The sequence below is a fragment of the Actinomadura sp. NBRC 104425 genome, from assembly GCF_030269545.1.
GTDB classification, from domain to species: Bacteria; Actinomycetota; Actinomycetes; order Streptosporangiales; family Streptosporangiaceae; genus Spirillospora; species Spirillospora keratinilytica.
Window position 1 is genome coordinate 65,867 of sequence record NZ_BSTN01000011.1, and the last position, 20,981, is coordinate 86,847.

19 protein-coding genes are annotated in these 20,981 nt (G+C 70.9%); 12 read left to right on the plus strand and 7 right to left on the minus strand.

Translation table 11 applies throughout. The features are described 5' to 3' along the window. Window positions 1-326: 326 nt before the first annotated feature. The 3 genes from QSK22_RS18295 to QSK22_RS18305 form a co-directional block, all read right to left on the minus strand. On the minus strand, window positions 327-1,652 hold the full coding sequence (locus QSK22_RS18295) for a PAS domain-containing protein (RefSeq protein ID WP_285495424.1): 1,326 nt from the start codon (window positions 1,650-1,652) through the stop codon (window positions 327-329). A gap of 327 nt (window positions 1,653-1,979) precedes the next feature. Beyond that, window positions 1,980-3,338, minus strand: a complete 1,359-nt coding sequence (locus QSK22_RS18300; protein WP_285495425.1) for an MFS transporter — start codon at window positions 3,336-3,338, stop codon at window positions 1,980-1,982. 60 nt (window positions 3,339-3,398) lie between these two features. Then, on the minus strand, window positions 3,399-5,780 hold the full coding sequence (locus QSK22_RS18305) for a cytochrome P450/oxidoreductase (RefSeq protein WP_285495426.1): 2,382 nt from the start codon (window positions 5,778-5,780) through the stop codon (window positions 3,399-3,401). 240 nt (window positions 5,781-6,020) lie between these two features. Here QSK22_RS18305 and QSK22_RS18310 point away from each other — a divergent pair, with 240 nt between their 5' ends. The 12 genes from QSK22_RS18310 to QSK22_RS18365 all read left to right on the plus strand — a co-directional run bounded on the left by QSK22_RS18310 (window position 6,021) and on the right by QSK22_RS18365 (window position 16,880). Next, entirely contained in the window at window positions 6,021-6,704 is a 684-nt protein-coding gene (locus QSK22_RS18310; RefSeq protein WP_285495427.1) for an IclR family transcriptional regulator, read from the plus strand. Window positions 6,705-7,181: 477 nt separating this feature from the next. Next, a complete protein-coding gene (locus tag QSK22_RS18315) occupies window positions 7,182-8,138 on the plus strand; it encodes an ABC transporter substrate-binding protein (RefSeq protein WP_285495428.1) in 957 nt (318 codons plus the stop codon). Then, complete coding sequence (locus QSK22_RS18320; RefSeq protein ID WP_285495429.1) at window positions 8,135-8,926, plus strand: ABC transporter permease; 792 nt, start codon at window positions 8,135-8,137, stop codon at window positions 8,924-8,926. Before QSK22_RS18315 ends, QSK22_RS18320 begins: the two co-directional genes overlap by 4 nt. After that, complete coding sequence (locus QSK22_RS18325; protein ID WP_285495430.1) at window positions 8,923-9,696, plus strand: ABC transporter permease; 774 nt, start codon at window positions 8,923-8,925, stop codon at window positions 9,694-9,696. The genes QSK22_RS18320 and QSK22_RS18325 overlap by 4 nt, the downstream gene beginning before the upstream one ends. 31 nt (window positions 9,697-9,727) lie before the next feature. Further along, the gene (locus QSK22_RS18330) at window positions 9,728-10,528 is read left to right on the plus strand and encodes an ABC transporter ATP-binding protein (protein ID WP_285495574.1); all 801 of its coding nucleotides are present in this window, start codon (window positions 9,728-9,730) and stop codon (window positions 10,526-10,528) included. Beyond that, the gene (locus QSK22_RS18335; RefSeq protein WP_285495431.1) at window positions 10,525-11,364 is read left to right on the plus strand and encodes a DUF1932 domain-containing protein; all 840 of its coding nucleotides are present in this window, start codon (window positions 10,525-10,527) and stop codon (window positions 11,362-11,364) included. Before QSK22_RS18330 ends, QSK22_RS18335 begins: the two co-directional genes overlap by 4 nt. Continuing rightward, window positions 11,348-11,986, plus strand: a complete 639-nt coding sequence (locus tag QSK22_RS18340) for a GntR family transcriptional regulator (protein WP_285495432.1) — start codon at window positions 11,348-11,350, stop codon at window positions 11,984-11,986. The genes QSK22_RS18335 and QSK22_RS18340 overlap by 17 nt, the downstream gene beginning before the upstream one ends. A 351-nt stretch (window positions 11,987-12,337) precedes the next feature. Next, a complete protein-coding gene (locus QSK22_RS18345) occupies window positions 12,338-13,081 on the plus strand; it encodes a PIG-L deacetylase family protein (protein ID WP_285495433.1) in 744 nt (247 codons plus the stop codon). Continuing rightward, window positions 13,078-13,776: a 4-carboxy-4-hydroxy-2-oxoadipate aldolase/oxaloacetate decarboxylase gene (locus QSK22_RS18350; RefSeq protein ID WP_285495434.1), complete on the plus strand. Its 699-nt coding sequence runs from the start codon at window positions 13,078-13,080 to the stop codon at window positions 13,774-13,776. The genes QSK22_RS18345 and QSK22_RS18350 overlap by 4 nt, the downstream gene beginning before the upstream one ends. Continuing rightward, window positions 13,773-14,840, plus strand: coding sequence for a 4-oxalomesaconate tautomerase (locus QSK22_RS18355; RefSeq protein WP_285495435.1), 1,068 nt, complete (start codon window positions 13,773-13,775; stop codon window positions 14,838-14,840). Before QSK22_RS18350 ends, QSK22_RS18355 begins: the two co-directional genes overlap by 4 nt. Before the next feature lie 32 nt (window positions 14,841-14,872). Then, window positions 14,873-15,826 carry a catechol 2,3-dioxygenase gene (locus QSK22_RS18360; RefSeq protein WP_285495436.1) on the plus strand — a complete coding sequence of 318 codons (954 nt, stop codon included), beginning with the start codon at window positions 14,873-14,875 and terminating at the stop codon, window positions 15,824-15,826. A gap of 868 nt (window positions 15,827-16,694) precedes the next feature. Next, window positions 16,695-16,880: a glycoside hydrolase family 6 protein gene (locus QSK22_RS18365; protein ID WP_285495575.1), complete on the plus strand. Its 186-nt coding sequence runs from the start codon at window positions 16,695-16,697 to the stop codon at window positions 16,878-16,880. Here QSK22_RS18365 and QSK22_RS18370 read toward each other — a convergent pair. The 4 genes from QSK22_RS18370 to QSK22_RS18385 are packed head-to-tail and all read right to left on the minus strand — an operon-like array spanning window position 16,809 to window position 20,977. Then, entirely contained in the window at window positions 16,809-17,264 is a 456-nt protein-coding gene (locus QSK22_RS18370; protein ID WP_285495582.1) for a hypothetical protein, read from the minus strand. The genes QSK22_RS18365 and QSK22_RS18370 overlap by 72 nt on opposite strands. Beyond that, a complete protein-coding gene (locus QSK22_RS18375; RefSeq protein WP_285495437.1) occupies window positions 17,251-18,309 on the minus strand; it encodes an NfeD family protein in 1,059 nt (352 codons plus the stop codon). The genes QSK22_RS18370 and QSK22_RS18375 overlap by 14 nt, the downstream gene beginning before the upstream one ends. A gap of 26 nt (window positions 18,310-18,335) precedes the next feature. Next, the gene (locus QSK22_RS18380) at window positions 18,336-20,252 is read right to left on the minus strand and encodes an nSTAND3 domain-containing NTPase (protein ID WP_285495438.1); all 1,917 of its coding nucleotides are present in this window, start codon (window positions 20,250-20,252) and stop codon (window positions 18,336-18,338) included. Then, complete coding sequence (locus QSK22_RS18385; RefSeq protein WP_285495439.1) at window positions 20,249-20,977, minus strand: toll/interleukin-1 receptor domain-containing protein; 729 nt, start codon at window positions 20,975-20,977, stop codon at window positions 20,249-20,251. The genes QSK22_RS18380 and QSK22_RS18385 overlap by 4 nt, the downstream gene beginning before the upstream one ends. Between the last annotated feature and the right edge of the window lie 4 nt (window positions 20,978-20,981).

A 20,981-nucleotide genomic window follows, 5' to 3' on the forward strand; every position in this document is an offset into this window, starting at 1 on the left:
GCCGCGGAGGACTCTGGCCGCCGCCGGGATCGACGCCGTCCACCGCATGCCATGGTGCGACGCCGGGCCGGGTCGGCGAGACGCCGCCGGATTCGCCACCACCGCACCGAACCCCCAGGTCGCGCCATACCCCACCGCGCCGGGCCGAAGCCGGGGCCGGGGAGATGAAACGCTGCGGCACCGATCACCGAACCGCGCCGCCGTTCGCGCGGACGGGGGTGTTCGCAGCAGCGCACGGCCGGGCCGTCCGGCGGCCCTCCTTGCCGGGCCGGCCGACTACGCACGCCGCCGCACGCCCGCGCGGCGGGCGGCGCGGCGGTTGCCGGTCACCCGGTGGACAGGGGCGCGGAGGTGCCCAGGGCGCCGCGCATCTTGTCCAGATGGGCGCCCAGCAGGCCGGCGTCGAACGGGATGACCGCGGACCGGTACTCCCGTCCCAGCGAGCGGAGCATGTCCATCCAGTCCCAGCTCGCGGTGATCTCGGCGTCGATCGTGGCGAGTTCGTCCCGCAGCGACGAGTCGGACCGGGACCGGAACACCAGATTGCGCCACTGGCCGAGGAACCGGCGGAACGTCTCCAGCAGCTCGCCGGCCTCCGCGACCAGGTCCGCGGACTGGCGCAGCTCCTCGTTCACCCGCCGGACCTGCTCCGACATCTCCAGGAACCCGGCCTGCGCGGCGTGGCACAGCAGGGGCACCGCGTGCAGCGAGTCCGGCGGCGCCGCATTGTCGATGACCTCGGCGGCGAACGCGGCGACCATGTCGTTGTAGACCCTCGCCAGCGAGATCCGGAACCGCAGTTCCGCCACGTCGGTGCGCAGCCGGCCGAGGCGGGCGCCCAGCCGGGAGAGCGCCGCGCCGGCGTCGCCCATCGGCGCGGCCATCACGCGGGCGACGTTCGCCAGGGTCGGCGCGGAGTCGGCGACCAGTTCCGATGCGTGCTGCGCGGCGGCCACCGAACCGGCGAGCCGCTCGGTGATGTCGAGGACGGTCGAGGACGTCGCCGCCAGCCGGTCGCACAGGTTCTGGTAGGCGGTCAGCCGGTCGACGAGTCCGCCGAGCAGTTCGTCCAGGGCGCCGGCGCCGCCCAGGACTTCGCCGATCACCCCGTGGGCGGGCCTGGCGAAGGCCGTCGTCACCAGATGGCGGCGGGCGGAGACCTCCGCGGGCAGCGCGTCGAGCGCGAATGCGTCGAGGGAGGCGAAGCCGTGCCGCCCCAGCGCCGTCTCGATGGCGGCCAGTCCCAACCCGGCGGCGTCGCGGCGCCCCGTCCCGCGGGTCCGCACCGCCTCCCGCTCCGCTGCGACCGCCTCCGCGTACACCTGCCTGACCACGTCGAACAGCGGGCCGCGCGGGGCCATGCGAACCGACAGGTAGCCGCTTGGGACCGGGCTCAGCACCGCGAACACCCAGTAGGCGCTGCCGTCCTTGGCCCGGTTCTTGACGTAGGCGCCCGCGGAGCGGCCGGCCGCCAGCCTGTCCCAGATCCACCGGAAGGCGCCGCCGGGCATGTCCGGGTGGCGGACGATGTTGTGCGGCTTCCCGGCGAGCTCGTCCCGCGAGTAGCCGGAGATCCGGACGAACACGCAGTTGCACTGCTCGATCACTCCGCGCCGGTCGGTGGTGGAGAAGAACAGATCCTCCGTCGCCACCGTCTTCTCACGGTCGTCGTGAGGGGACGCATGGGCCTGCATCAATCGTCTCCGCTCTACCGGGCACAGGCGCGGCGGGCGCGTGTGGCGGCGCAACACTCCACGACGAAACGTAGATCATTCACTCCGCCGAAACCAGCAGGAAACGTGTGATATACGCCAACCGGCGGCCGGCGAATACGCTGCTTCAGGCGCCGGATCCACGGGGCAGCGGACTCCGGCGCCGAGCGCACCGGCAGGCGCCGTGCCGCCCGCGCCGGGCGAGACGCGGGCCGTCCCCGGCGCCGCCCTGCCGGACGACGCCGGGGCGGTCCCGGCGGACGTGGATCAGCCGACCCGATCCAGGTCCACGCCCTTGGTCTCCCAGCTTGTGATCACCGCGACGAAGGTGATCGCCGTGGTGAGCACCAGGTAGCCGACGACCATCCCGACCCCGAAGCCGTCGATCAGCCACACCGCGATGAACGGGGCGGGCGCGCCGGCGATGATCGAGGACCCCTGGAACACCAGCGAGGAACCGGCGTAGCGGTACCGGGTCGGGAACAGCTCGGCGATCCAGGCGGCCTCCGGTCCGGCGAGCATGCCGTGGAAGAACGCGCCGACGCAGACACCGACCCACAGCAGCGGCAGGCTCTCGAAATGCACCAGCCAGAAGAACACCGGCGCCCAGACCACCAGCACCGCCGACGGCACCAGCATCGCGACCTTGCGGCCGACCCGGTCCGACCAGGCGCCACCTGCGATCATCCCGACGAACTGGAACACCGACGCGAAGGTGACCACCAGTGTCACGTCTCCGCGGTCGAAACCGTGGTACTTGGTGGCGTAGGCGATGACGAACACCGTGTAGATGTAGAACGCGATGTTCTCGCCGAGCCGCATGCCGAGGCCGTGCAGCACGGCCCGCGGCCGCGACAGCGCCTGCAGGATGCTGGACCGCTCGGCGTGCGCCCCGGCCGCCGCCTTCCGCCGCCCCTCGGCCGCGAGCTGCGCCTGGCGGAACACCGGCGACTCCTCCAGGCCCCGGCGGATCATGAACCCGATGACCAGCAGCGGCGCGGCGGCCAGGAACGCGATCCGCCAGCCCCAGGACTCGAAGTCGGCGTCGCTCATGGACATGCCCAGCACGGTGATCACGGCGGCCGCCAGCACGGTGCCGGCCGGGGCGCCGGCCTGCGGCCAGGACGTCCAGAACCCGCGGCGCCTGGGGGAGCCGTACTCGCTGACCAGCAGCACGGCCGCGCCGAACTCGCCGCCGAGCGCGAACCCCTGCACCAGGCGCAGCACGACGAGCAGGATCGTCGCGGTGATACCGACGTCGTGGTAGCTGGGCAGCAGGCCGATCGACGTGGTGGCGGCGCCCAGCATCAGGAACGTCGCCACCAGCATCGGCTTGCGGCCGAACCTGTCGCCGAGGTGCCCGAACACGATGCCGCCGAGCGGCCGGGCGAAGAAGCCGATCCCCTGGGTGGCCAGGGCCAGCAGGAGCTTGACGAAGGCGTTGCCGCCCGGGAAGAACAGCGGCCCGAGCACCGTCGCCGCCATCACGCCGTAGATGGCGAAGTCGTACCATTCGAGGACCGCGCCGGCCATGCTGCCCGCCAGCAGGCGGGGGAACCCGCGGGCGGGGGCTTGGCGGCCAATGCCGGTGCCTGCCGTGCGGGTGCGTGCCGCATCCGATGCCATGGGTTTTCCTTTCGATCTCCGAGGCCTGCTCCTCGCCCCCCGGAGCCAAGCCGCCGCGCGTCAAATACGGAGTGTGAGCGCCTTGCCGCAGGCGCGTGAGCAGCACGTCATCATCCGGTCGCCGCGTGCCCGCTCGGCCTTGGTCAGCACCAGGTCGCGGTGGTCGACCTCGCCGTCCACGACGGGGACCTCGCAGGTGCCGCACAGCCCTTCCTCGCAGTCGCTGGGCACCTCGACGCCGGCGGCGCGCAGGGCCGCGAGCACGGTCTGGTCGGCGGGGACGCGGACGGTGCCGCCGGACTCGGCCAGGTGCACGTCGAAGGCGTGCTCCTTGTCCGGGTCGAGCGCGCCCACGTCGGACGTGAAGTGCTCGATGCGCAGCGCTTCCTCGGGCCAGTGCCGGGTCGCCTCGCCGAGCGCGTCGAGCAGCCGCCGCGGGCCGCACGCGTAGATCAGGGTGCCCTCCGCCGGCTCGGCCAGCAGCGCGCCGACGTCCAGCCGGACGCCCTCGGCGGACCGGTACACGGTGAGCCGGTCGCCGTGGTCGCGGACGAGCCGGTCGAGGCAGGCCATCGCACCGCTCGACCGGCCGCAGTAGTGGATCTCGTAGTCGCGGCCGGTGCGGCGGGCGTGGTCGGCCATCGCGATGATCGGGGTGATGCCGATGCCGCCGGCGATGAACACGTAGCGCCGCGCGTCCGGGTCCAGCCGGAAGTGGTTGCGGGGCCCGCGCATGCGCAGCACGTCGCCGACGGCCAGGCGTTCGTGCAGGTAGCGGGAGCCGCCGCGGCCATCGGCGTCCCGGCGCACCGCGATCTGGTAGCAGGACCGGTCGTCGGGGTCGCCGCACAGGGAGTACTGGCGGGAGAACTCGCCGAACTCCAGGTCCACGTGCGAGCCGGGCGACCACTTCGGCAGGGGCCTGCCGCGCGGGTCGGCCAGCGTGATCCGCACGATGTCGTCCGCCTCCCGTTCGATGCGGCGCACGGCCACGGTGCGGGCGGCGGCGCGACCGGCCGGTCCGCGCAGCCGCACCGGCCGCCGGCGGTCCAGGATCGCCGGGTCGGCGCGTTCGGGGTTGCGCTCGGGATCCCATTCCACCCACAGGTGCTCGGGGCCGCGGAAGGAGGTGTTGGGCAGGTAGGTGAACTCCTGGTCGGGGACGAGCCGCAAGTGCGGCAGGCGCGTGGTGAACTCCTCCAGGATGATCTGCATCTCCATCCGGGCCAGGTGCTTGCCCAGGCACTGGTGGGAGCCGTAGCCGAACGACAGGTGCCGGCCGGCGTTGTCACGGCGGATGTCCAGCTCGTCGGGGTCGTCGAAGTGCCGCTCGTCGTGGTTGGCCGAGGCCTGGACGATCAGCAGCTTGGCGCCCTCGGGGATGGGCACGCCGCCGATCTCGGTGTCGGCCGTGGCGATCCGCCGCCACGCCACGATCGGGCCGGAGAAGCGCAGGCACTCCTCCACCGCGGCCGGGATGAGGCCCTGGTCGGCGCAGATCTCCTCCCACTGGGCGCGGTTCTCCAGCAGCAGCCGCAGCGCGTTGGTCGTGGCGAGCGCGGTGGTCTCGTGCGCGGCCACGATGCCGGCCATCATCATCGAGTGCAGGTAGGAGTCGGTGATGACGTCGGGCATCTCAGGCTGCAGCCGGATCCCGTACGGCATCCACCCGGGCATCGAGGGGGCCCGGCGCATCTTGTCCAGGACCTCGCCGGAGTACTGCCAGAACTTGCCGACCGACTCGGCGACGGCCATCTGCTCCTCGGGTGAGGGCCGCCCCCAGGTGTTGAGGGTGTGCGCGACCGAGTAGCGGCGCAGCGTGGCCATGTCCTCCTCGGGCACGCCGAGGAAGTGCAGCGCGACGGTCAGCGGCACCTCGTACAGCATCTCGGCGACGAGGTCGGCCCGGCCCGCGTCGATGATCCGGTCGACGTGCTCGCGGACGAGACGCCGCACGATCGGCTCGTGGTGGGCGAGCTTCTCGGGGGTGAACGGCTCCTGCAGCGCCCGGCGGCGCAGCATGTGGGCGGGCTCGTCCTCGTTGACCAGGGTGCGGTCCATCGCGTACCCGTGCGCCTTCAGCACCGCGTTCGCCTCGTCGGAGAACGGGGTGATCTTCTCCAGGGCGATGGACGGCGAGAAGGTGATGTTGTCGCGGAAGACCGCCTTGACGTCCTCGTAGCGGGTGACCACCCAGTAGCCCAGGACCGGACTGTAGAAGACCGGCTCCTCGTCCCTCGCCCACCGCAGCGCGCCCGCCGGGTCCCGCAGGTACGCCTCGCCGAACGGATCGAAGGCGGCCGCGTCGGCGGAGACGGGCCGTCCGGTCGGATCCAGCCGGTCCAGCCGGGAGTGGTCGACCGGGCAGCCTCCCGCGCCCGCGCCGAAGGCGGCCGCGGCGCCCTTCGACGCATCGGCTGCGGGGGATGAGACCGAGCCCATATGTTCTCCTCGCACCTCTCTGAACAGCGCTTTTACTTTTATCGAACACTTATGTGCGATAAGCGAGTTCGTGCAGGGTAAGCTGCATCACATTGGCAGGTCAAGAGCCGTTCCGCCGCGGGGCCGTCCAGGCGCCGTGCGGGAGCGCCGGCGGTGCGGGCGCACGCGGCACGGTGCGGACGGCGTTCGGCAAGACCGCTGTGCGATCATCTGAGGCGATCCATGGGGACGAGGAGTGGGATGAGCACGCTGCAGACGCTCGATCGCGGTCTGCGCGCCTTGGACGTCGTGTCGCGGAGCCCGGCGGGCATCTCGGTGGCGGAACTGGCCAAGGAGCTGGGCGTCCACCGCGCCATCTGCTACCGCATCGTGGCCACGCTGGAGGCCCACTCGCTCGTCGCGCGCGCCGCCGACGGCCGCATCCGGCTCGGCCTCGGCGCCGCGGTGCTGGCCTCCCGGTTCGAGCCGCATTTCATGCGCGGTGCCCGCCCCGTGCTGGAGGAACTGGCCGAACGGACCCGCGCGACCGCCTTCATCGCCGCCGCGGAGGGCGACGCCTGCGTCGCGGTCATGGTGGCCGAACCGCGGGAGGCCGTGCTGAGGGTCGGCTACCGGGTGGGCAGCAGGCACCCGCTGACGCAGGGGGCGTCCGGCATCGCGATCCTGGCGATGCGGCCGGAGAGCCCGCGCGACCCCGAGTCCGTCCGGCGGGCCCGCCGCGACGGCTACTGCGTGACCAGAGGCGAACTGCAGAAGGGTGCGGTCGGCGTTTCGGCGGGCATCGGCGTGCCCGCCGACGTGGAACCGGGCACCGTGATCGAACGCAGCGTCGGCGTGGTCTCCACCGAGGAGCTCGACGTCGAGGGCGCGGCGGCCGCCGTCACCCGCGCCGCGCGCCTCCTGTCACAACTCGTCACCGGCTGACGCGCCCCATCCGCTCCGCCGCCTGCCCGCTCAGGCCCCGGTTGAGCAGCCCTCTCTTCCTGCCGATCGGCTGCATCGACTCGCTGCCCGTCCAGCAGCGCCCCTCGCACATGAAGCCCGCCCGTTGCGCGCCGGTCCGTGGCCGACAGCGCCGCTCCCGCACGGCCCGTGGTCCGCGCCGTGCCCGACGGCGCGCTCTGCCACGCGATGCGGGCCGCCGCTCGGCGCCCGTCCCGATCGGGTGTTCGCCGAACCGGACCCGTCCGGCACCTCTCCCGGGGACGTGCCGGGCCGTCTGCCGTCGAACTCACCGAACCCCCTGACCGCCAGGACAACGGCACCAGGACGCCCGGGGACGCAGCAGCCAAAGATTGCAGGTCAAATCGTTGACAATTATGTAAGCGGATTTGTACCGTCTCGGGCACAGTGTGGAGGTCAGCGTTCCCGCTCACCCCCTCCGGGACGTTTGGAGATCACATGATCAGAGTCCGTGCGGCCCTGGCCGCAGCCGCCGTCCTGCTCCTCAGCTCCTGTGGAGGAGGGAGCTCGAGCGATGACGCGGCGAGCGGCGGTCTCGCCGAGGTGAAGGTCAGCGTGATTCCGATCGTGGATGTCGCGCCCGTCTACGTCGGGATCCAGCAGGGCTTCTTCAAGGAGCAGAACCTCAAGCCGGACGTCGTCACCGCGCAGGGCGGGGCGGCGATCGTGCCGGCGGTGGTGGCCGGTCAGGTGGACATCGGGTTCAGCAACTTCGTCTCGCTGATGGTCGCCAAGTCCAAGGGCCTGCCGCTCAAGGTCGTCTCGTCCGGGGTCGGCTCGACCGGCGCCGCGGGCAAGGACTTCGGCGGCATCGTCGTCAAGAAGGACAGCCCGATCAAAAGCGCCAAGGACCTGGCCGGCAAGAAGGTCGCGGTCAACACGCTGAACAACATCAACGACACGACCGTCCGGGCATCGGTCAGAAAGGCCGGCGGCGACCCCAAGGGTGTCAAGTTCACCGAGCTGGCCTTCCCTGACATGGGGGCCGCGCTCGACAAGGGCAACGTGGACGCCATCCAGGTGGTCGAGCCGTTCCTGTCGACCGCGCTCAAGGCCGGCGGGCGCCTGATCGCCTCCAATTACGTCGACACCGCGCCGAAGCTGACGATCGCCGGCTACTTCACCTCCCAGAAGACCGCGTCCACCAAGTCGGACATCGTCAAGCGCTTCACCGCGGCGATGCAGAAGTCGCTGCAGTACTCCGCGGCGCACCCCGAGGCGGTCCGCAAGGCCCTGCCGAGCTACACCAAGATCGACAACTCCGTCCTCCAGGAGCTGACGCTCCCGGACTACCCGGCGCAGGTGAACAAGGACAGCCTCCAGACGCTGGCCGACCTCGCCGTCCAGGACGGCCTGCTCACCAAGGCCCCCGACGTCTCGGCGCTGCTGCCATGACGGGTCGTCGCAACGGCCCCGCCCCGGCCTGGCTCCTCGGGGGCCTGGGCCTGGCGGGGCTCATCGTCCTCGGCGAACTGGTCCCCAGGTCGGGCCTGGTCGAACGCCGCTACCTGCCCCCGGTCAGCAGCATGCTGTCGGCGCTCGCCGACCAGGCCGCGGCGGGGGAGTTCTGGCAGGCGCTGGGCGAGACGCTGCGCGGCTGGGCGATCGGGCTGGCGATCGCGATGGTCGCCGGTGTCGTGCTCGGCGTGGTCATCGGCTGGGTCCCGCTGCTGCAGGCCGCGTTGAACTCCACGATCGAGTTCCTGCGGCCGATCCCGTCGGTCGCGCTGATCCCGCTGGCGGTGCTGCTGTACGGCACCGAACCGCGCTCCACCCTGCTCCTGGTGGTGTACGCCTCGTTCTGGCAGGTGCTCGTCCAGGTGCTGTACGGCGTCCGGGACGTCGACCCGGTCGCCCGCGACACCGCCCGCTCCTACCGCTTCCGCCTGCTGACGGCCGCCCGGACCGTGATCTGGCCGACCGCCCTGCCGTATGTGATGACCGGGTTTCGGCTCGGCGCCGCCGTCGCGCTGATCCTGGAGATCACCGGTGAGCTGGTCATCGGCTCGCCCGGCCTCGGCAGGCAGATCGCGGTCGCGCAGAACTCCAACGCGGTGTCCGCGATGTACGCCCTGATCATCGTCGTCGGCCTGATCGGGGTCGCGGTGAACGTCGTCGCGCGCGCCGTGGAGCGGCGGGCCCTGCGCTGGCACCCCTCGATCCGCACGGAGGCCGCCGTATGAGCGCACTCAAATCCGTCGTCCGGCTGCTGGCGGTGCCCGCGCTGCTCGTCGCCGTCTGGTGGACGGCCACCGAAGGCAGCACCGACTACTTCTGGCCGCCGCTGCGTACGATCGTCGGCACGTTCGACGACACCTGGTTCCACGGCCGGCTCACCAGCGACGTCCTGCCCAGCCTCCTGCGGCTGGTCGCCGGGTACCTCCTGGCGCTCGTGCTGGGGATCGGCGCGGGCGTCGCGATCGGATCGTCCCGGACGCTGCGCGCGGTCCTGGAACCGGTGCTGGAGTTCTTCCGGGCGATCCCGCCGCCGGTGCTCGTCCCGATCCTCATGCTGTTCGCCGGCATCGGCGACGGCATGAAGATCCTGGTGATCGTCACCGGCTGCGTGTGGCCGGTGCTGCTCAACACCGTCGAGGGCGTCCGCGCCCTGGACGAGGTGCTGCGCGACACCGCCCGCTCCTACCGGCTGCGGCGCGGCTCCCGCCTGGTGCATCTCGTGCTGCCCGGGGCGAGCCCCCAGATCGCCGCGGGGGCCCGGCAGGCGCTGTCGGTGGGCATCATCCTCATGGTGATCAGCGAGATGTTCGCCGCCAGCGAGGGCGTCGGCTTCACCATCATCCAGTTCCAGCGGACGTTCGCGATCCCCCAGATGTGGACCGGGGTCATCCTGCTCGGCGTCATCGGCGTCGCGCTGTCGGCGCTCTTCCACCTGGCCGAGGCGCGCGTGCTGCGCTGGTACACCGGGCTCCGCCGAGCCCAGCGAGAGGGTTGACATGACCATGACCACGGCCGACACCGGCACCATGCTCGAGGTCCGCCACCTGAAGAAGGTCTTCCAGGGGCGGGGCCGCACCGTCGAGGCGGTCGGCGACCTGACGTTCAAGGTCAAGGCGGGTGAGCTCGTCTGCGTCGTCGGGCCCTCGGGGGCGGGCAAGACCACCCTGCTCAAGTGCGTCGCGGGGCTGCTGGACAGCACCTCGGGCGAAGTGCTGCTGGAGGGCAGGGCCGTGACCGGGCCGCCGCCCGGCATGGCCGTCGTCTTCCAGGAGTACGGGCGCAGCCTGTTCCCGTGGATGACGGTCCGGCAGAACATCGAGCTGCCGCTCAAGGAGAAGAAGGTCCCGAAGGCCGAGCGGCAGCGCCTCGTGCGGGAGGCCCTGGCCGCCGTCGGGCTCTCCGACGCCGCCGACGCCCACCCCTGGCAGCTGTCGGGAGGCATGCAGCAGCGGGTGGCGATCGCCAGGGCCGTCGCCTACGAACCGCACATCCTGCTCATGGACGAGCCGTTCGCGGCCGTCGACGCGCAGACCCGCGCGGAGCTCGAAGACCTGGTCCGCTCGCTGTGGAAGCGCCTCGGCGTCACGGTACTGTTCATCACCCACGACATCGACGAGTCGGTCTACCTGGCCGAACGCGTGATCGTGCTGTCGTCCTCGCCGACCGAGGTGCTGGCCGACGTCGCCATCGACCTGCCCGCGGAGCGCGACCAGCTCGGCACCCGGTCGCTGCCGCGCTTCGCCGAGCTGCGCGCCGAGGTGTACCGGCTGGTCCAGCAGGCCAAGGACGGCGAGCGCCCCAGCACGATCGGAAAGGTCGCCCGATGACGGACAGGACTCTCACGGTCGCCGTTCTGGGGCTGGGCGAGGCGGGCGGCGAGATCGCCCGGGACCTGCTCGCGGCGGGCGCGCACGTGCGCGGCTACGATCCCGCCGTCCGGCCCGGCCCCGGGATCCGCGCCTGCGCCGACGAGGCCGACGCCGCCGTCGGCGCCGACCTCGTGCTCAGCGTGAACAGCGCCCACGACGCCGAGGACGCGCTGCGGGCGGGGCTGCCCGGCCTCGCGGCCGACGCGGTCTGGGCCGATCTCAACACCGGTTCGCCCGGCCTGAAGCGCGCCCTGGCCGAGCGCGCCGGACCGCGCTTCGCCGACGTCGCGTTGATGGCGCCGGTGCCCGGCAAGGGGCTGCGCACCCCCATGCTCGCCTCGGGTCCGGCGGCCGCCCGAGCCGCCGAACTGCTGCGGCCGCTCGGCGCCTCGGTGACCGTCCTGGACGGCGACGCGGGGGAGGCCGCGGCGCGCAAGCTGCTGCGCAGCGTGTTCTTCAAGGGGATGGCCGCGGCCGTCACCGAGGCGCTGCACGCCGCCCGCGAGGCGGGGCTGGAGGACTGGCTGCGCGACAACATCGCCGCCGAACTGGCGGGGGCGGACGCCTCGCTCGCCCGCAGGCTGGAGGAGGGCAGCGTCAAGCACGCCGTCCGGCGGGCCGAGGAGATGCGGGCGGCGTCGCAGCTGCTCGCCGAGCTGGGCGTGCCGTCCCGGATCAGCGACGCCAGCCGCGGCTGGCTCGAGCAGCTCGCATCGTCCACAGGATCGTCAACGATCGTCGAGGGCGCGATAAGATCCGAGCGTGGGAGGGAGAAAGGTGACGGAACTGGATGACGGGGTCGGCCTCGACATCACCGCGGCGATCCGGGAGGCGATCGTCAACGGTGACTTCGCCCCCAACCAGCGGCTCGTCGAGGCCGATCTGTCGCGCCAGTTCGGGGCCAGCCGCAGCAGTGTGCGCGCGGCTCTGTTCGAGCTGACCAAAGAGGGTCTGGTCGAGCGGGAGCAGAACCGGGGCGCGCGGGTCCGGGCGGTGACGCTCGCCGAGGCCATCGAGATCTCCGAGGTGCGGATGGTCCTCGAGGGGCTGTGCGCGGCCAAGGCCGCCGAGAACGTCACCGACGCCGAAATCGTCGAACTGCGCGGGCTCGGGGAGTCGATGCGGGCGGCCGTCGCCAACGGGCATGTGCTGGAGTACTCCGAGCTCAACCAGACCCTGCACCGCCGCATCCGCGAGATCAGCCGCCAGGCCACGGCCGCGGACCTGCTGGAGCGCCTGCGCGCCCAGAACGTCCGGCACCAGTTCCGGCTCGCGCTCGTGCCCGGGCGCCCGCAGGTGTCCCTGGCCGAGCATCTGGCGATGATCGACGAGATCTGCGCCCACTCCGCCGAGGGGGCCGAGCGGGCCGCCCGCCGCCACCTGGTCAGCGTCATCGAAGCGCTCCGCGGCATCTGATTCCGGTCGCCGCGAGACCCTGGCAAGCCCGCAGAGCTTTTCCGGGCATCCGGCTTTGAGTGCCGTTACCGCGCATTGTCGACGATTGTTCCGACGCATGTGTCGGATATCACTCCGGCGGGCGGGATCCTCGCCTCCTGCCCCGCGCCTCGTGCCCTGACCGGCCGACGCCGTTGGCCGGCGCGGGGTTTTCTGGGTCTGCCGGGCGCCGCCGCCGGAGAGTGCGCCTGAGAGCGCTCACGCACCGCGCGTCCGATCCGCTCCCGGATGGGCCGAATCTTCGGAACGATTGTTGACAATTTCGTGCAACATAGGTCAGGATGAAACCATCCACTGCGATCGAGGAGATTCATGGCTGCTGAGAACACGGGCGCCGGGCCGATGCTCGTCGTGAGCGCCCACGCCGGGGACTTCGTCTGGCGGGCCGGGGGCGCGATCGCGTTGTCGGCGTCGCGAGGCGAACGCGTCAAGGTGGTCTGCCTCAGCTACGGCGAGCGGGGCGAGTCGGCCAAGGCGTGGCGCGAGGGCAAGAAGCTCGAGGAAATCAAGCAGATCCGGCGCGCCGAGGCGGAGGCCGCCGCCGCCGAGCTGGGCGCCGAGATCGAGTTCTTCGACGCCGGCGACTATCCGCTGGTGGAGTCGCAGGAGCTGGTCGACCGGCTGGTCCATGTGTACCGCGAGGTCGAGCCGGCGGTGGTGCTCACCCACACGCTGTCCGACCCCTACAACGGAGACCACCCGGCCGCCGCCCGCATGGCGCTTCAGGCGCGCATCCTCGCCCAGGCGATCGGCTACGACGCTCCCGGCGAGCCGCTGGGCGCCCCGCCGGTCTTCTTCTTCGAACCGCATCAGCCCGAGCAGTGCGACTTCCGGCCCGACGTGCTGCTCGACATCACCGAGGTGTTCGACCGCAAGCGCAAGGCCATGGAGTGCCTGCCGGCCCAGGTGCACATGTGGGAGTACTACACCGACCTGGCCAGGCGGCGCGGCGTCCAGCTCAAGCGCAACGCCGGCCCGAACCTGGGCCTGCCCCACACGACGATGGCCGAGGCGTTCGTCCGCCTCTACCCGCAGACCACCACGGTGCTGGCATGAAGCCCGTCGTGGTCACCGGCCCGCCCCGGGCCGATCTGAAGACCGTGGACGCCCTGGCCGCACACGGGGTCGCGACCGTCCACGAGGCGATCGGCCGGGAGGGGTTCCTCGGCCCGCATCTGCGGCCCACGCACCTGGGCTCGCGGATCGGAGGGACGGCCGTCACGGTCCTGTCGTGGCCGGGCGACAACCTGATGATCCATGTCGCGGTCGAGCAGTGCGCACCCGGCGACATCCTGGTCGTCACCACTACCTCGCCGTCCACCGACGGGATGTTCGGGGAGCTGTTCGCCACCGCCCTGCAGTACCGGGGCGTGCGCGGCCTGGTCATCAACGCCGGGGTGCGCGACACCGCCGAACTGCACGCCATGGGCTTTCCCGTGTGGTCGGCTGCGGTCAGCGCCCAGGGCACCGTCAAAGCCACGCCCGGCTCGGTCAACGTGCCGATCACGATCGGCGGCCAGGTGATCCGGCCGGGCGACGCGATCCTGGCCGACGACGACGGCGTCATGGTCGTCGCCCGCGAGGCCGTCGACTCCGCGCTGGCCGCCGCCGAGGCGCGCGCGGCCAAGGAGGAGGCCACCCGCCGGGCCTTCCGCGAGGGCCAGCTCGGTCTCGACCGGTACGGGATGCGCGACAAGGTCGCCGACTTGGGGATCGAGTACGTCCCCTACGCCGAATGGGACCCCTCATGAGCGCAATTCCCTGCACGCTGATGCGCGGCGGCACCTCCAAGGGCGCCTACTTCCTCGCCGAGGACCTGCCCGCCGACCCCGCCGAACGGGACGACCTGCTGCTGCGCATCATGGGCAGCCCCGACCCCCGCCAGATCGACGGGATCGGCGGCGCCCACCCCCTCACCAGCAAGGTCGCGGTCGTCTCGGTCTCGCAGCGGCCCGACGTCGACGTCGACTACCTGTTCCTGCAGGTCGCGGTCGACGAGGCCGCCGTGTCCGACAAGCAGAACTGCGGCAACCTCCTCGCCGGCGTCGGCCCGTTCGCCGTCGAGCAGGGACTGGTGAAGGCCGGCGACCCCGAGACGACCGTCCGGATCAGGATGGTCAACTCCGACAGCGTCGCCGTCGCGACCTTCGCCACCCCCGGCGGGCGGGTCCGCTACGCCGGGGACACCGCGATCTCCGGCGTCCCCGGCACCGCCTCCCCGATCTACCTGGACTTCGCCGACACCGAGGGCTCGGCCACCGGCGCGCTCCTGCCGACCGGCCGGATCCGCGACGTCATCGACGGCATCGAGGTCACCTGCATCGACAACGGCATGCCCGTCGTCGTCGCGGAGGCGTCGGCGTTCGGACTGACCGGCCACGAGAGCGTCGCCGACCTCGCCGCCGACGAGGACCTGCGCGACCGGATCCAGTCCCTGCGGCTTCAGGCCGGACGGCTCATGGGGCTCGGCGACGTCTCGAACGCCTCGGTCCCCAAGACGACGCTCGTCGCACCCGCCCGCGACGGCGGCGTCATCTCCACCCGGACGTTCATCCCGCTGCGGGTCCACGACTCGATCGGGGTGCTCGGCGCCGTCACCGTCGCCACCGCCCTGGTCATCGAGGGTGCCGTCGGCCACGATCTGGCGGCCCTCCCCGCCCCCGGCGCACCGATGGCCATCGAGCACCCCACCGGACGTCTCGAGGTCCTGGTCGAACTCGACGGACCACCGGAGCGCCCGACGGTTCGCCGGTCGAGCCTGGTCCGCACGGCCCGCAAACTGTTCGACGGACGTGTCCACCCCCGCCATGCCTGACCCCAGCCCCCAACCGTCCTAAGGAGGTTCCGATGGCCCCGGCACACGAGATCGCCCACGTCGGGAACGTAGAGCTGCTCACCCCCGAGCCGGAGAAGAGCCTGTGGTTCTTCACCGAGGTGATGGGGATGACCGAGGTCGGCGTCGAGGGCGACTCGGTCTACCTGCGCACCTGGGACGACTACGAGCGGCACACCCTCAAACTCACCGCCCACCGCACCTCCGGTCTCCGGCGCGTCGCCCTGCGCGTCTCCAGCGCCGAGGCGCTCGACCGCAGGGTCAAGGCGATCGAGGAGGCCGAGCTCGGCATCGGCTGGCGTGACGGCGACCCGGGCATCGGCGCCACCTACGTCTTCCGCGACCCCGACGGCCACGAGCTGGAGCTCTACTGGGAGAGCGAGTGGTACGAGGCGCCGCAGGAGCTCGCGCCGTCGCTGAAGAACCAGGCCCAGGCCTACCCGGCGCGCGGCGTGTGCGTCCGGCGGCTCGACCACGTCAACTTCCTCGCCGCCGAGGTCGAGGGCAGCAGCGAGTTCGTCCGCGACGTCCTCGGCGGCCACGTCACCGAGCAGATCCGCCTCGACTCCGGGACGATCGCCGCCCGCTGGCTGACCTTCACCAACAAGTCCTACGACCTCGTCTACACCCGGGACCTGACCGGCAGCCACGGGCGCCTCCACCACATCGCGTTCGCGACCGACACCCGCGAGGACATCCTCCGCGCCGCCGACATCTGCCTCGACAAGGGCGTGTTCATCGAGACCGGCCCCCACAAGCACGCCATCCAGCAGACCTTCTTCCTCTACGTCTACGAGCCCGGCGGAAACCGCATCGAATTCTGCAACCCGGTGGCCCGTCTCGTGCTCGCCCCCGACTGGAAGACCATCACCTGGACCGAGGCGGAACGCGCGAAGGGCCAGGCCTGGGGCCTGAAGACCATCGAGTCCTTCCACACCCACGGCACCCCGCCGGTCGACGCCTCCTGAGAGGCCGGACCGGCGCCGCTTCGTCGTCGTCAAAAATCGGTGACAATCAAGCCAGGGGCGTCCGACGGCCGATAAGAGCCGTCGGACGCCCCTGGCCGGCGGAATGGCCGCCGGGTGCCCCAGCGACGTGCAGACCGCATCGCTTGAGAAAAGGGGCGCCGTGCCTTGGTGGAATCGCTGCCTCGCAGTAAACGACCGTGACGACGGCATCGGGCGGCAAGACGGCCGCCCACCGGCTGCCCTCACGCCGCCGCCCCGCCCGCCTACCGTCAACACGCCCCGACCGATACAGGGACCGGGGCCCGCAGGCGGGCGCTGACCTGTGGTGGCCAGGTGCTGCTGGTGCCGGTGCACCTGCGCGCCGGTGAGCCGTACGCGCAGGTGCGCTGCCGCCCGCATGCCGCCGCCCGGCCCGCCTACCGTCAACACGCCTCGACCGATACAGGGACCGGGGCCCGCAGGCGGCGCTGACCTGTGGTGGCCAGGCGCTGCTGGTGCCGGTGCACCTGCGCGCCGTTGAGCCGTACGCGCAGGTCGGGGTGGGGTTCGGGGTGCAGGCGTTGGAGGTATGCGGCCGAGGCGGTGGATCCGCTGGCGGCCCGCGCCCCGCAGCCCGACAGGGCACTGCGGGAGCGTGGTGAGCACGCGTTGGTTCCGGACGCCCCCCTGATCTCCACCAACCGGGTGGCCGCCGACCGGCTACTGTCGCCGTCGGTCAGTTGCAGGGGCCGAGAAAGACGTGGCCGAGCGGTACCGATACGCCCGCGGTCCGTCCGGCTGCGCCGACCGATTCGGTGACTGGGACGGCGACATCACCGCGGCGGTGTCGCGCTACGTCGGCGGCGGCGAGCAGGCCGGCGCCATACCGATGTTGGTCGTTTACAAACTCCCGGGCCCCGACTGCGGCAGCGACTCCGGCGGCGGCGCGGGCAGCCCGGACGCCTACCGCACCTGGATCCGGAGGGGGATGCGGTCGGGCGCTTCATCGGAGGTGGGGGTCTTGGTCGTTGTGGTGCTCGCCGGGTGGTGGTGGGTTGTGGAAAGTTGCTCCTGATATGTAGCCGGCTTGGATTATCGAGCCGCACTGCGCATCCCCGGTGTTGACGTTGGAGATGGAGTGTCCAGGGTGCCGCGTTGATGCGGCGAGAAGACGCCGTAGCTCGTCTGCGGCTGCTTCGTCCGTACGAAGGAGGAGTTCCAGCCTGGCGCGCCAATGGCTTTCGATGGTGGCCGCTTTCGTGGCGTCGTGCGCGAGATGGGCGGTCACAAGTTCGATCCGCGATGTCTCCAACTCCTCCAGCGGCTCCTCGGCAGGAGCGAGTCGGGCAAGCAATCGTGCGAATCCGTCCTTGATCTGCGCCCAGGAGTCGGAGACCATCAGCCCGACGAGTGCGGTTGCTCCGCTGCTCGCCAGCGCGGCAAGTTCAGCTTCCATCATCTGCCTCTTCCGCGGGATCGGGGTCGGCCGGCGGGTCGTACCGGCGGGACAGTTCCTCGGCCAGGTCATGCCATCCGCGCTCGGCGACCCACTCGGCCACCTGCCGACCGATCAGGCGGCGCCGGGGGTCGTCCCCGTCGGGCGATACCGCCTGGAGGAAAGCTTCAACCAGGTCGCCAGGGGACGCCTCATGCGACGGCGGAAAAGCCGCAGCCGAGCCGTTCGGGCCGGCATGGCCGTTCGGTGCGGCCAGGGTCGAGATGAACGAGTGGAACTCCTCCGGCACGTTCGTGTTGTTGGCGGCCGACGACAGCTGCGCGAGAAGACCGATGTCCCTGACCGTCTTCTCCACTTGGTCGTCGTTCCTGGCGAGCCACCAGACCACGGCGCTGCCGGGGGTCTTGAGTACGTCTTCGCCGAGGTACTCGCGCTTGTTCAGCTCGTATTTGCGCTCGTGCTCCCAGACGGCCTCTTCTTTGCGGACCGCGGCGAGCTTGTCCAGCCGCTCCTGGTCGCGGGCGGGAAGAACGAGTTGGACGGACTCGGCCATCGCCCGGAGGCGCCCTGTCGCGTCCGTCCGCATTTCTCCGAGCGCGCCGGCCAGTTCGTGCCGCACGAGCGAGGCGTGGCTCGGATCCCGACGCTCGGTTATCTTGCGTGCGCGCTGCAGCACGGCGTCGACCGCGAGGGCTTCGAGGTTGAACGCGGATTCGTCTGTGACGACCGAAGTTGTTTTCCAGACCACCGTAGCGGAGAAGAGGAAGGCATAGTCGGGCAGGCTGGTGGGCAGTTGGACGTCGGTGACGCGCCTTCTTTTGGCGCCCTCCGTCGCGCTGAATTCCTCTCCGAACACGGGATTCGGCCGCGGGGGCATGTCCAGCCGCCGCCCGGGCGACCTCGTCACGAAAAGCAGCCCGGCCCCGAGAACGGCCGCGGGCGCGAGCGAAATCCACAGCGGCCAGGGAGCGAAGAGGACCACTCCGACGAGGATCGCTCCGCCGGCGACCGCCGAATACAGCGTCACGGTGCTGCGACCGGTGCTCATAGGGGTTCTCCGTCCGTTCACCTGAGTCATGCGTTCCGGGCCGCCCAGACGGACTTGATGCCCTGATAGACCACGTCGCCGAGCGGTGCCCACGCCTGCCGCTCGCGCGTCATCGCGTAAAGCCGGGCCAGAACGCCGGCCTGTTCCTCTCCTCCCCGTACGATGACGTCGAGGAGTAGCCGCCGATGCCGTTCGTCCGCGGCGGCGACGTCCAACCACCGCCGCACGGTCGGTGTCCACGCTTCATGGGGGCGCTGCGCGAAGACGAGCGACCAGCACATGGCCAACTGCCGGCGTACGGTGCTTTCGGCTATGGGGGCGTGTTCGCGGTGCCCGGGTTCGGTGAGCGCCACGGGGTCGGCGAGTTCCAGGAACAGATCGATGTCGCGCTGCCATTTGCCCGGTGTGGATCTCGGGTCGGTGAGACGGGCCAGCATCTGCCGGCGGAGGCGAGGCGCATTGCCGACCAACTCGACCAGTGTCTCGCGGGCGTACGTTCCGCGTTCTCGCCTCGCGACGTGGTGCAGCCGGACGAGGGCCTCGTCGGGATGCCTCGCCATCATCTCGTCACGGCACGCCACAATGATCACTTCGGCGAGCCGTTCGGAGAGGGTGTCCCTGCAGGACCATTCGTATATCTGCCGGCGGAAGAACCGGCCCTGCCGCTCGTCCCGGAGGCCGCGCCGTACCACCAGGGCGGCCGCTTCCATCTTGCCGGCCGACGTGGGATGTGCGGTCCACTCCGTGACCAGGGACACCAGCCTCGACCGGTATCGCTCGTTCAGGCACTGCTCGGTGAACCGCTCGACCAGTTTGCTTCGTTCGGAAAGGAACTCGACCGAGTCGACGGCCTGCTTCACCCAACTTTGCAGGGGGTCGCGCAGGTCCGGCATATGGGTCCAGAAGTATGACCTGAGCGCCCTGTCGTAATCGAACTTTTGAAACCGGACGCGGTGCGAAGAATCGATCTCCGCGCCGATCTCCTTGAGTCTTCGGTCCAACGGGACGCGCTCGAGAACGGAGATGTCCTCACCCGAATGTCCGACAGCGTCGAGGAGTTCGGCGCCGGCCTGGTGGATCACGTCGGGGTGTGCTTCGTGCAGCATGGCGACGGCGAGCAGCAGTGCGCGCTGCGGTCCCGCGGAGAGCCCGATGACCTGCGCGGCCACGTCCTCGGTCTGGCCGGACAGCGCCTGCAGGGCGGCCTCGCACCAGACCGGGAAGCCGCCGTCGCGGTTCTCTTCCCGGGCCCGGCGGATCAGCCCGACATATTTGCCGACGTCCTCCATCTTCCGGTCCGCGTCCAGGAAACGCAGCGGGGGAAGCGGATCCGGTCGGGGAATCTCTTCCACCTGCAGGTAGCGGGACAGGACCGCGTCGACGGCCGGGCGTTGGATCTCGACGCGGTAATCGGCCAGAGTCGAAGCGAGATGATGGGGCCTGTCCGGCAGGACGACGACGAGATGCGCTTCACGCTGCTGCACTGTCGCGCGTAGCGGAGACAGTTCGACCTGGACGTCGTCCCAGCGCGTCCCGGTGGTCTCGGACAGGTCCAGCCACACCAGCTCGCCGTCACCGACGTGACCGTGGTCGATGTGCGGTGCCTCGTCCTGGAGCACCAGCTCGTGGATCCGCCTCCCACCGTCCCGCAACTCCCACAGGAGCATCTTCGCGGCGGTGATCCTGCCGCTGCCCGGTGGCCCGGCGAGGAACACGGTGCGGGTGGCCTCCAGGACGTCGCGTGCCCTGCCCAGGCCCGCCGGCTCGACGAAGCGCCGTCGCAACCATCGCAGCTCGTCCGCGGGTTGCATCCGGGGAGAGTGCCTGGGGGAGTCGGACTGCAGCAGGTAGTAGGAGTAGTGGTAGGTCTTGGTGATGTCTCCGCTTCCCGTGTGCATGTCCCCCTGGACACCGGACGCGTGCGTCTCGAACGAGTCGCTCACCACTCCCCCTCGTCTCTGCGCGTCCGGCCGAACTGGTTGTTGACACCGCCGTGGTTGTCGCCCTGGATGTACGTCGCCCCGTCCCCGGAGAAGTGCTGCGTGTTCTGGTTGATGTCGCCTCTCCCGGTGTGCACCGGGCCCTGGTTGTTCTTGACGACGGTGCCGACGTCGCCTTCGATGTGACCGCTCTGCACCACCGTCCCGCGGGTGCCGCGGGCCGTGTTGTGCACGGAGCCGGTGTCGGCGGACGAGGAGGCCCGCCGGTCCGCTTTCCTGAGCGCCGGGACGACGTCGGAGAGGAAATCACCGATGCGCCTGATGTCCATCTCGCTGTCGCGCGGCTCCAGCCGGAAGGACTGGATATCGGCCAGACGCGCCAGCTCGGCCGGCAGCTCGGCCGCCTTCAGGCGTTCGGTCGTGCGGCCCTTGAGCACGGGGACGACCCTGATGTTCGCGTCGAAGGCTTCCAAGATCTCCCGACGCACCCAGTCGTTCTCGTCGCGGAGCCGGGGGTCGCGGGCCCAACCGGGGCCCATGACGGCAAGCAGGACCGCGCTGCCGCGCACGGCGTTGAGCAGCCTCTCCGGGTACGTCTCACCGGGCCGGATGGACGTGGTGGCGCGGAAGACGCGCTCCTTGCCGAACCGCAAGGTCAGGCCCTGCTCCAGTATCGTGGCGGCCTCGTCTCCGTCGCCGGTGCGGTAGTTGATGAACACTTCCTGCATCGTG

What these genes read in the sequence shown, in the direction of transcription:
- QSK22_RS18300 (WP_285495425.1), bottom strand. Translation starts at nt 3,338, where the DNA reads ATGGCATCGGATGCGGCACGCACCCGCACGGCAGGCACCGGCATTGGC.
- QSK22_RS18305 (WP_285495426.1), bottom strand. Translation starts at nt 5,780, where the DNA reads ATGGGCTCGGTCTCATCCCCCGCAGCCGATGCGTCGAAGGGCGCCGCG.
- QSK22_RS18310 (WP_285495427.1), top strand. Translation starts at nt 6,021, where the DNA reads ATGAGCACGCTGCAGACGCTCGATCGCGGTCTGCGCGCCTTGGACGTC.
- QSK22_RS18315 (WP_285495428.1), top strand. Translation starts at nt 7,182, where the DNA reads ATGATCAGAGTCCGTGCGGCCCTGGCCGCAGCCGCCGTCCTGCTCCTC.
- QSK22_RS18320 (WP_285495429.1), top strand. Translation starts at nt 8,135, where the DNA reads ATGACGGGTCGTCGCAACGGCCCCGCCCCGGCCTGGCTCCTCGGGGGC.
- QSK22_RS18325 (WP_285495430.1), top strand. Translation starts at nt 8,923, where the DNA reads ATGAGCGCACTCAAATCCGTCGTCCGGCTGCTGGCGGTGCCCGCGCTG.
- QSK22_RS18330 (WP_285495574.1), top strand. Translation starts at nt 9,728, where the DNA reads ATGCTCGAGGTCCGCCACCTGAAGAAGGTCTTCCAGGGGCGGGGCCGC.
- QSK22_RS18335 (WP_285495431.1), top strand. Translation starts at nt 10,525, where the DNA reads ATGACGGACAGGACTCTCACGGTCGCCGTTCTGGGGCTGGGCGAGGCG.
- QSK22_RS18345 (WP_285495433.1), top strand. Translation starts at nt 12,338, where the DNA reads ATGGCTGCTGAGAACACGGGCGCCGGGCCGATGCTCGTCGTGAGCGCC.
- QSK22_RS18350 (WP_285495434.1), top strand. Translation starts at nt 13,078, where the DNA reads ATGAAGCCCGTCGTGGTCACCGGCCCGCCCCGGGCCGATCTGAAGACC.
- QSK22_RS18355 (WP_285495435.1), top strand. Translation starts at nt 13,773, where the DNA reads ATGAGCGCAATTCCCTGCACGCTGATGCGCGGCGGCACCTCCAAGGGC.
- QSK22_RS18360 (WP_285495436.1), top strand. Translation starts at nt 14,873, where the DNA reads ATGGCCCCGGCACACGAGATCGCCCACGTCGGGAACGTAGAGCTGCTC.
- QSK22_RS18365 (WP_285495575.1), top strand. Translation starts at nt 16,695, where the DNA reads ATGTTGGTCGTTTACAAACTCCCGGGCCCCGACTGCGGCAGCGACTCC.
- QSK22_RS18370 (WP_285495582.1), bottom strand. Translation starts at nt 17,264, where the DNA reads ATGATGGAAGCTGAACTTGCCGCGCTGGCGAGCAGCGGAGCAACCGCA.
- QSK22_RS18375 (WP_285495437.1), bottom strand. Translation starts at nt 18,309, where the DNA reads ATGAGCACCGGTCGCAGCACCGTGACGCTGTATTCGGCGGTCGCCGGC.
- QSK22_RS18385 (WP_285495439.1), bottom strand. Translation starts at nt 20,977, where the DNA reads ATGCAGGAAGTGTTCATCAACTACCGCACCGGCGACGGAGACGAGGCC.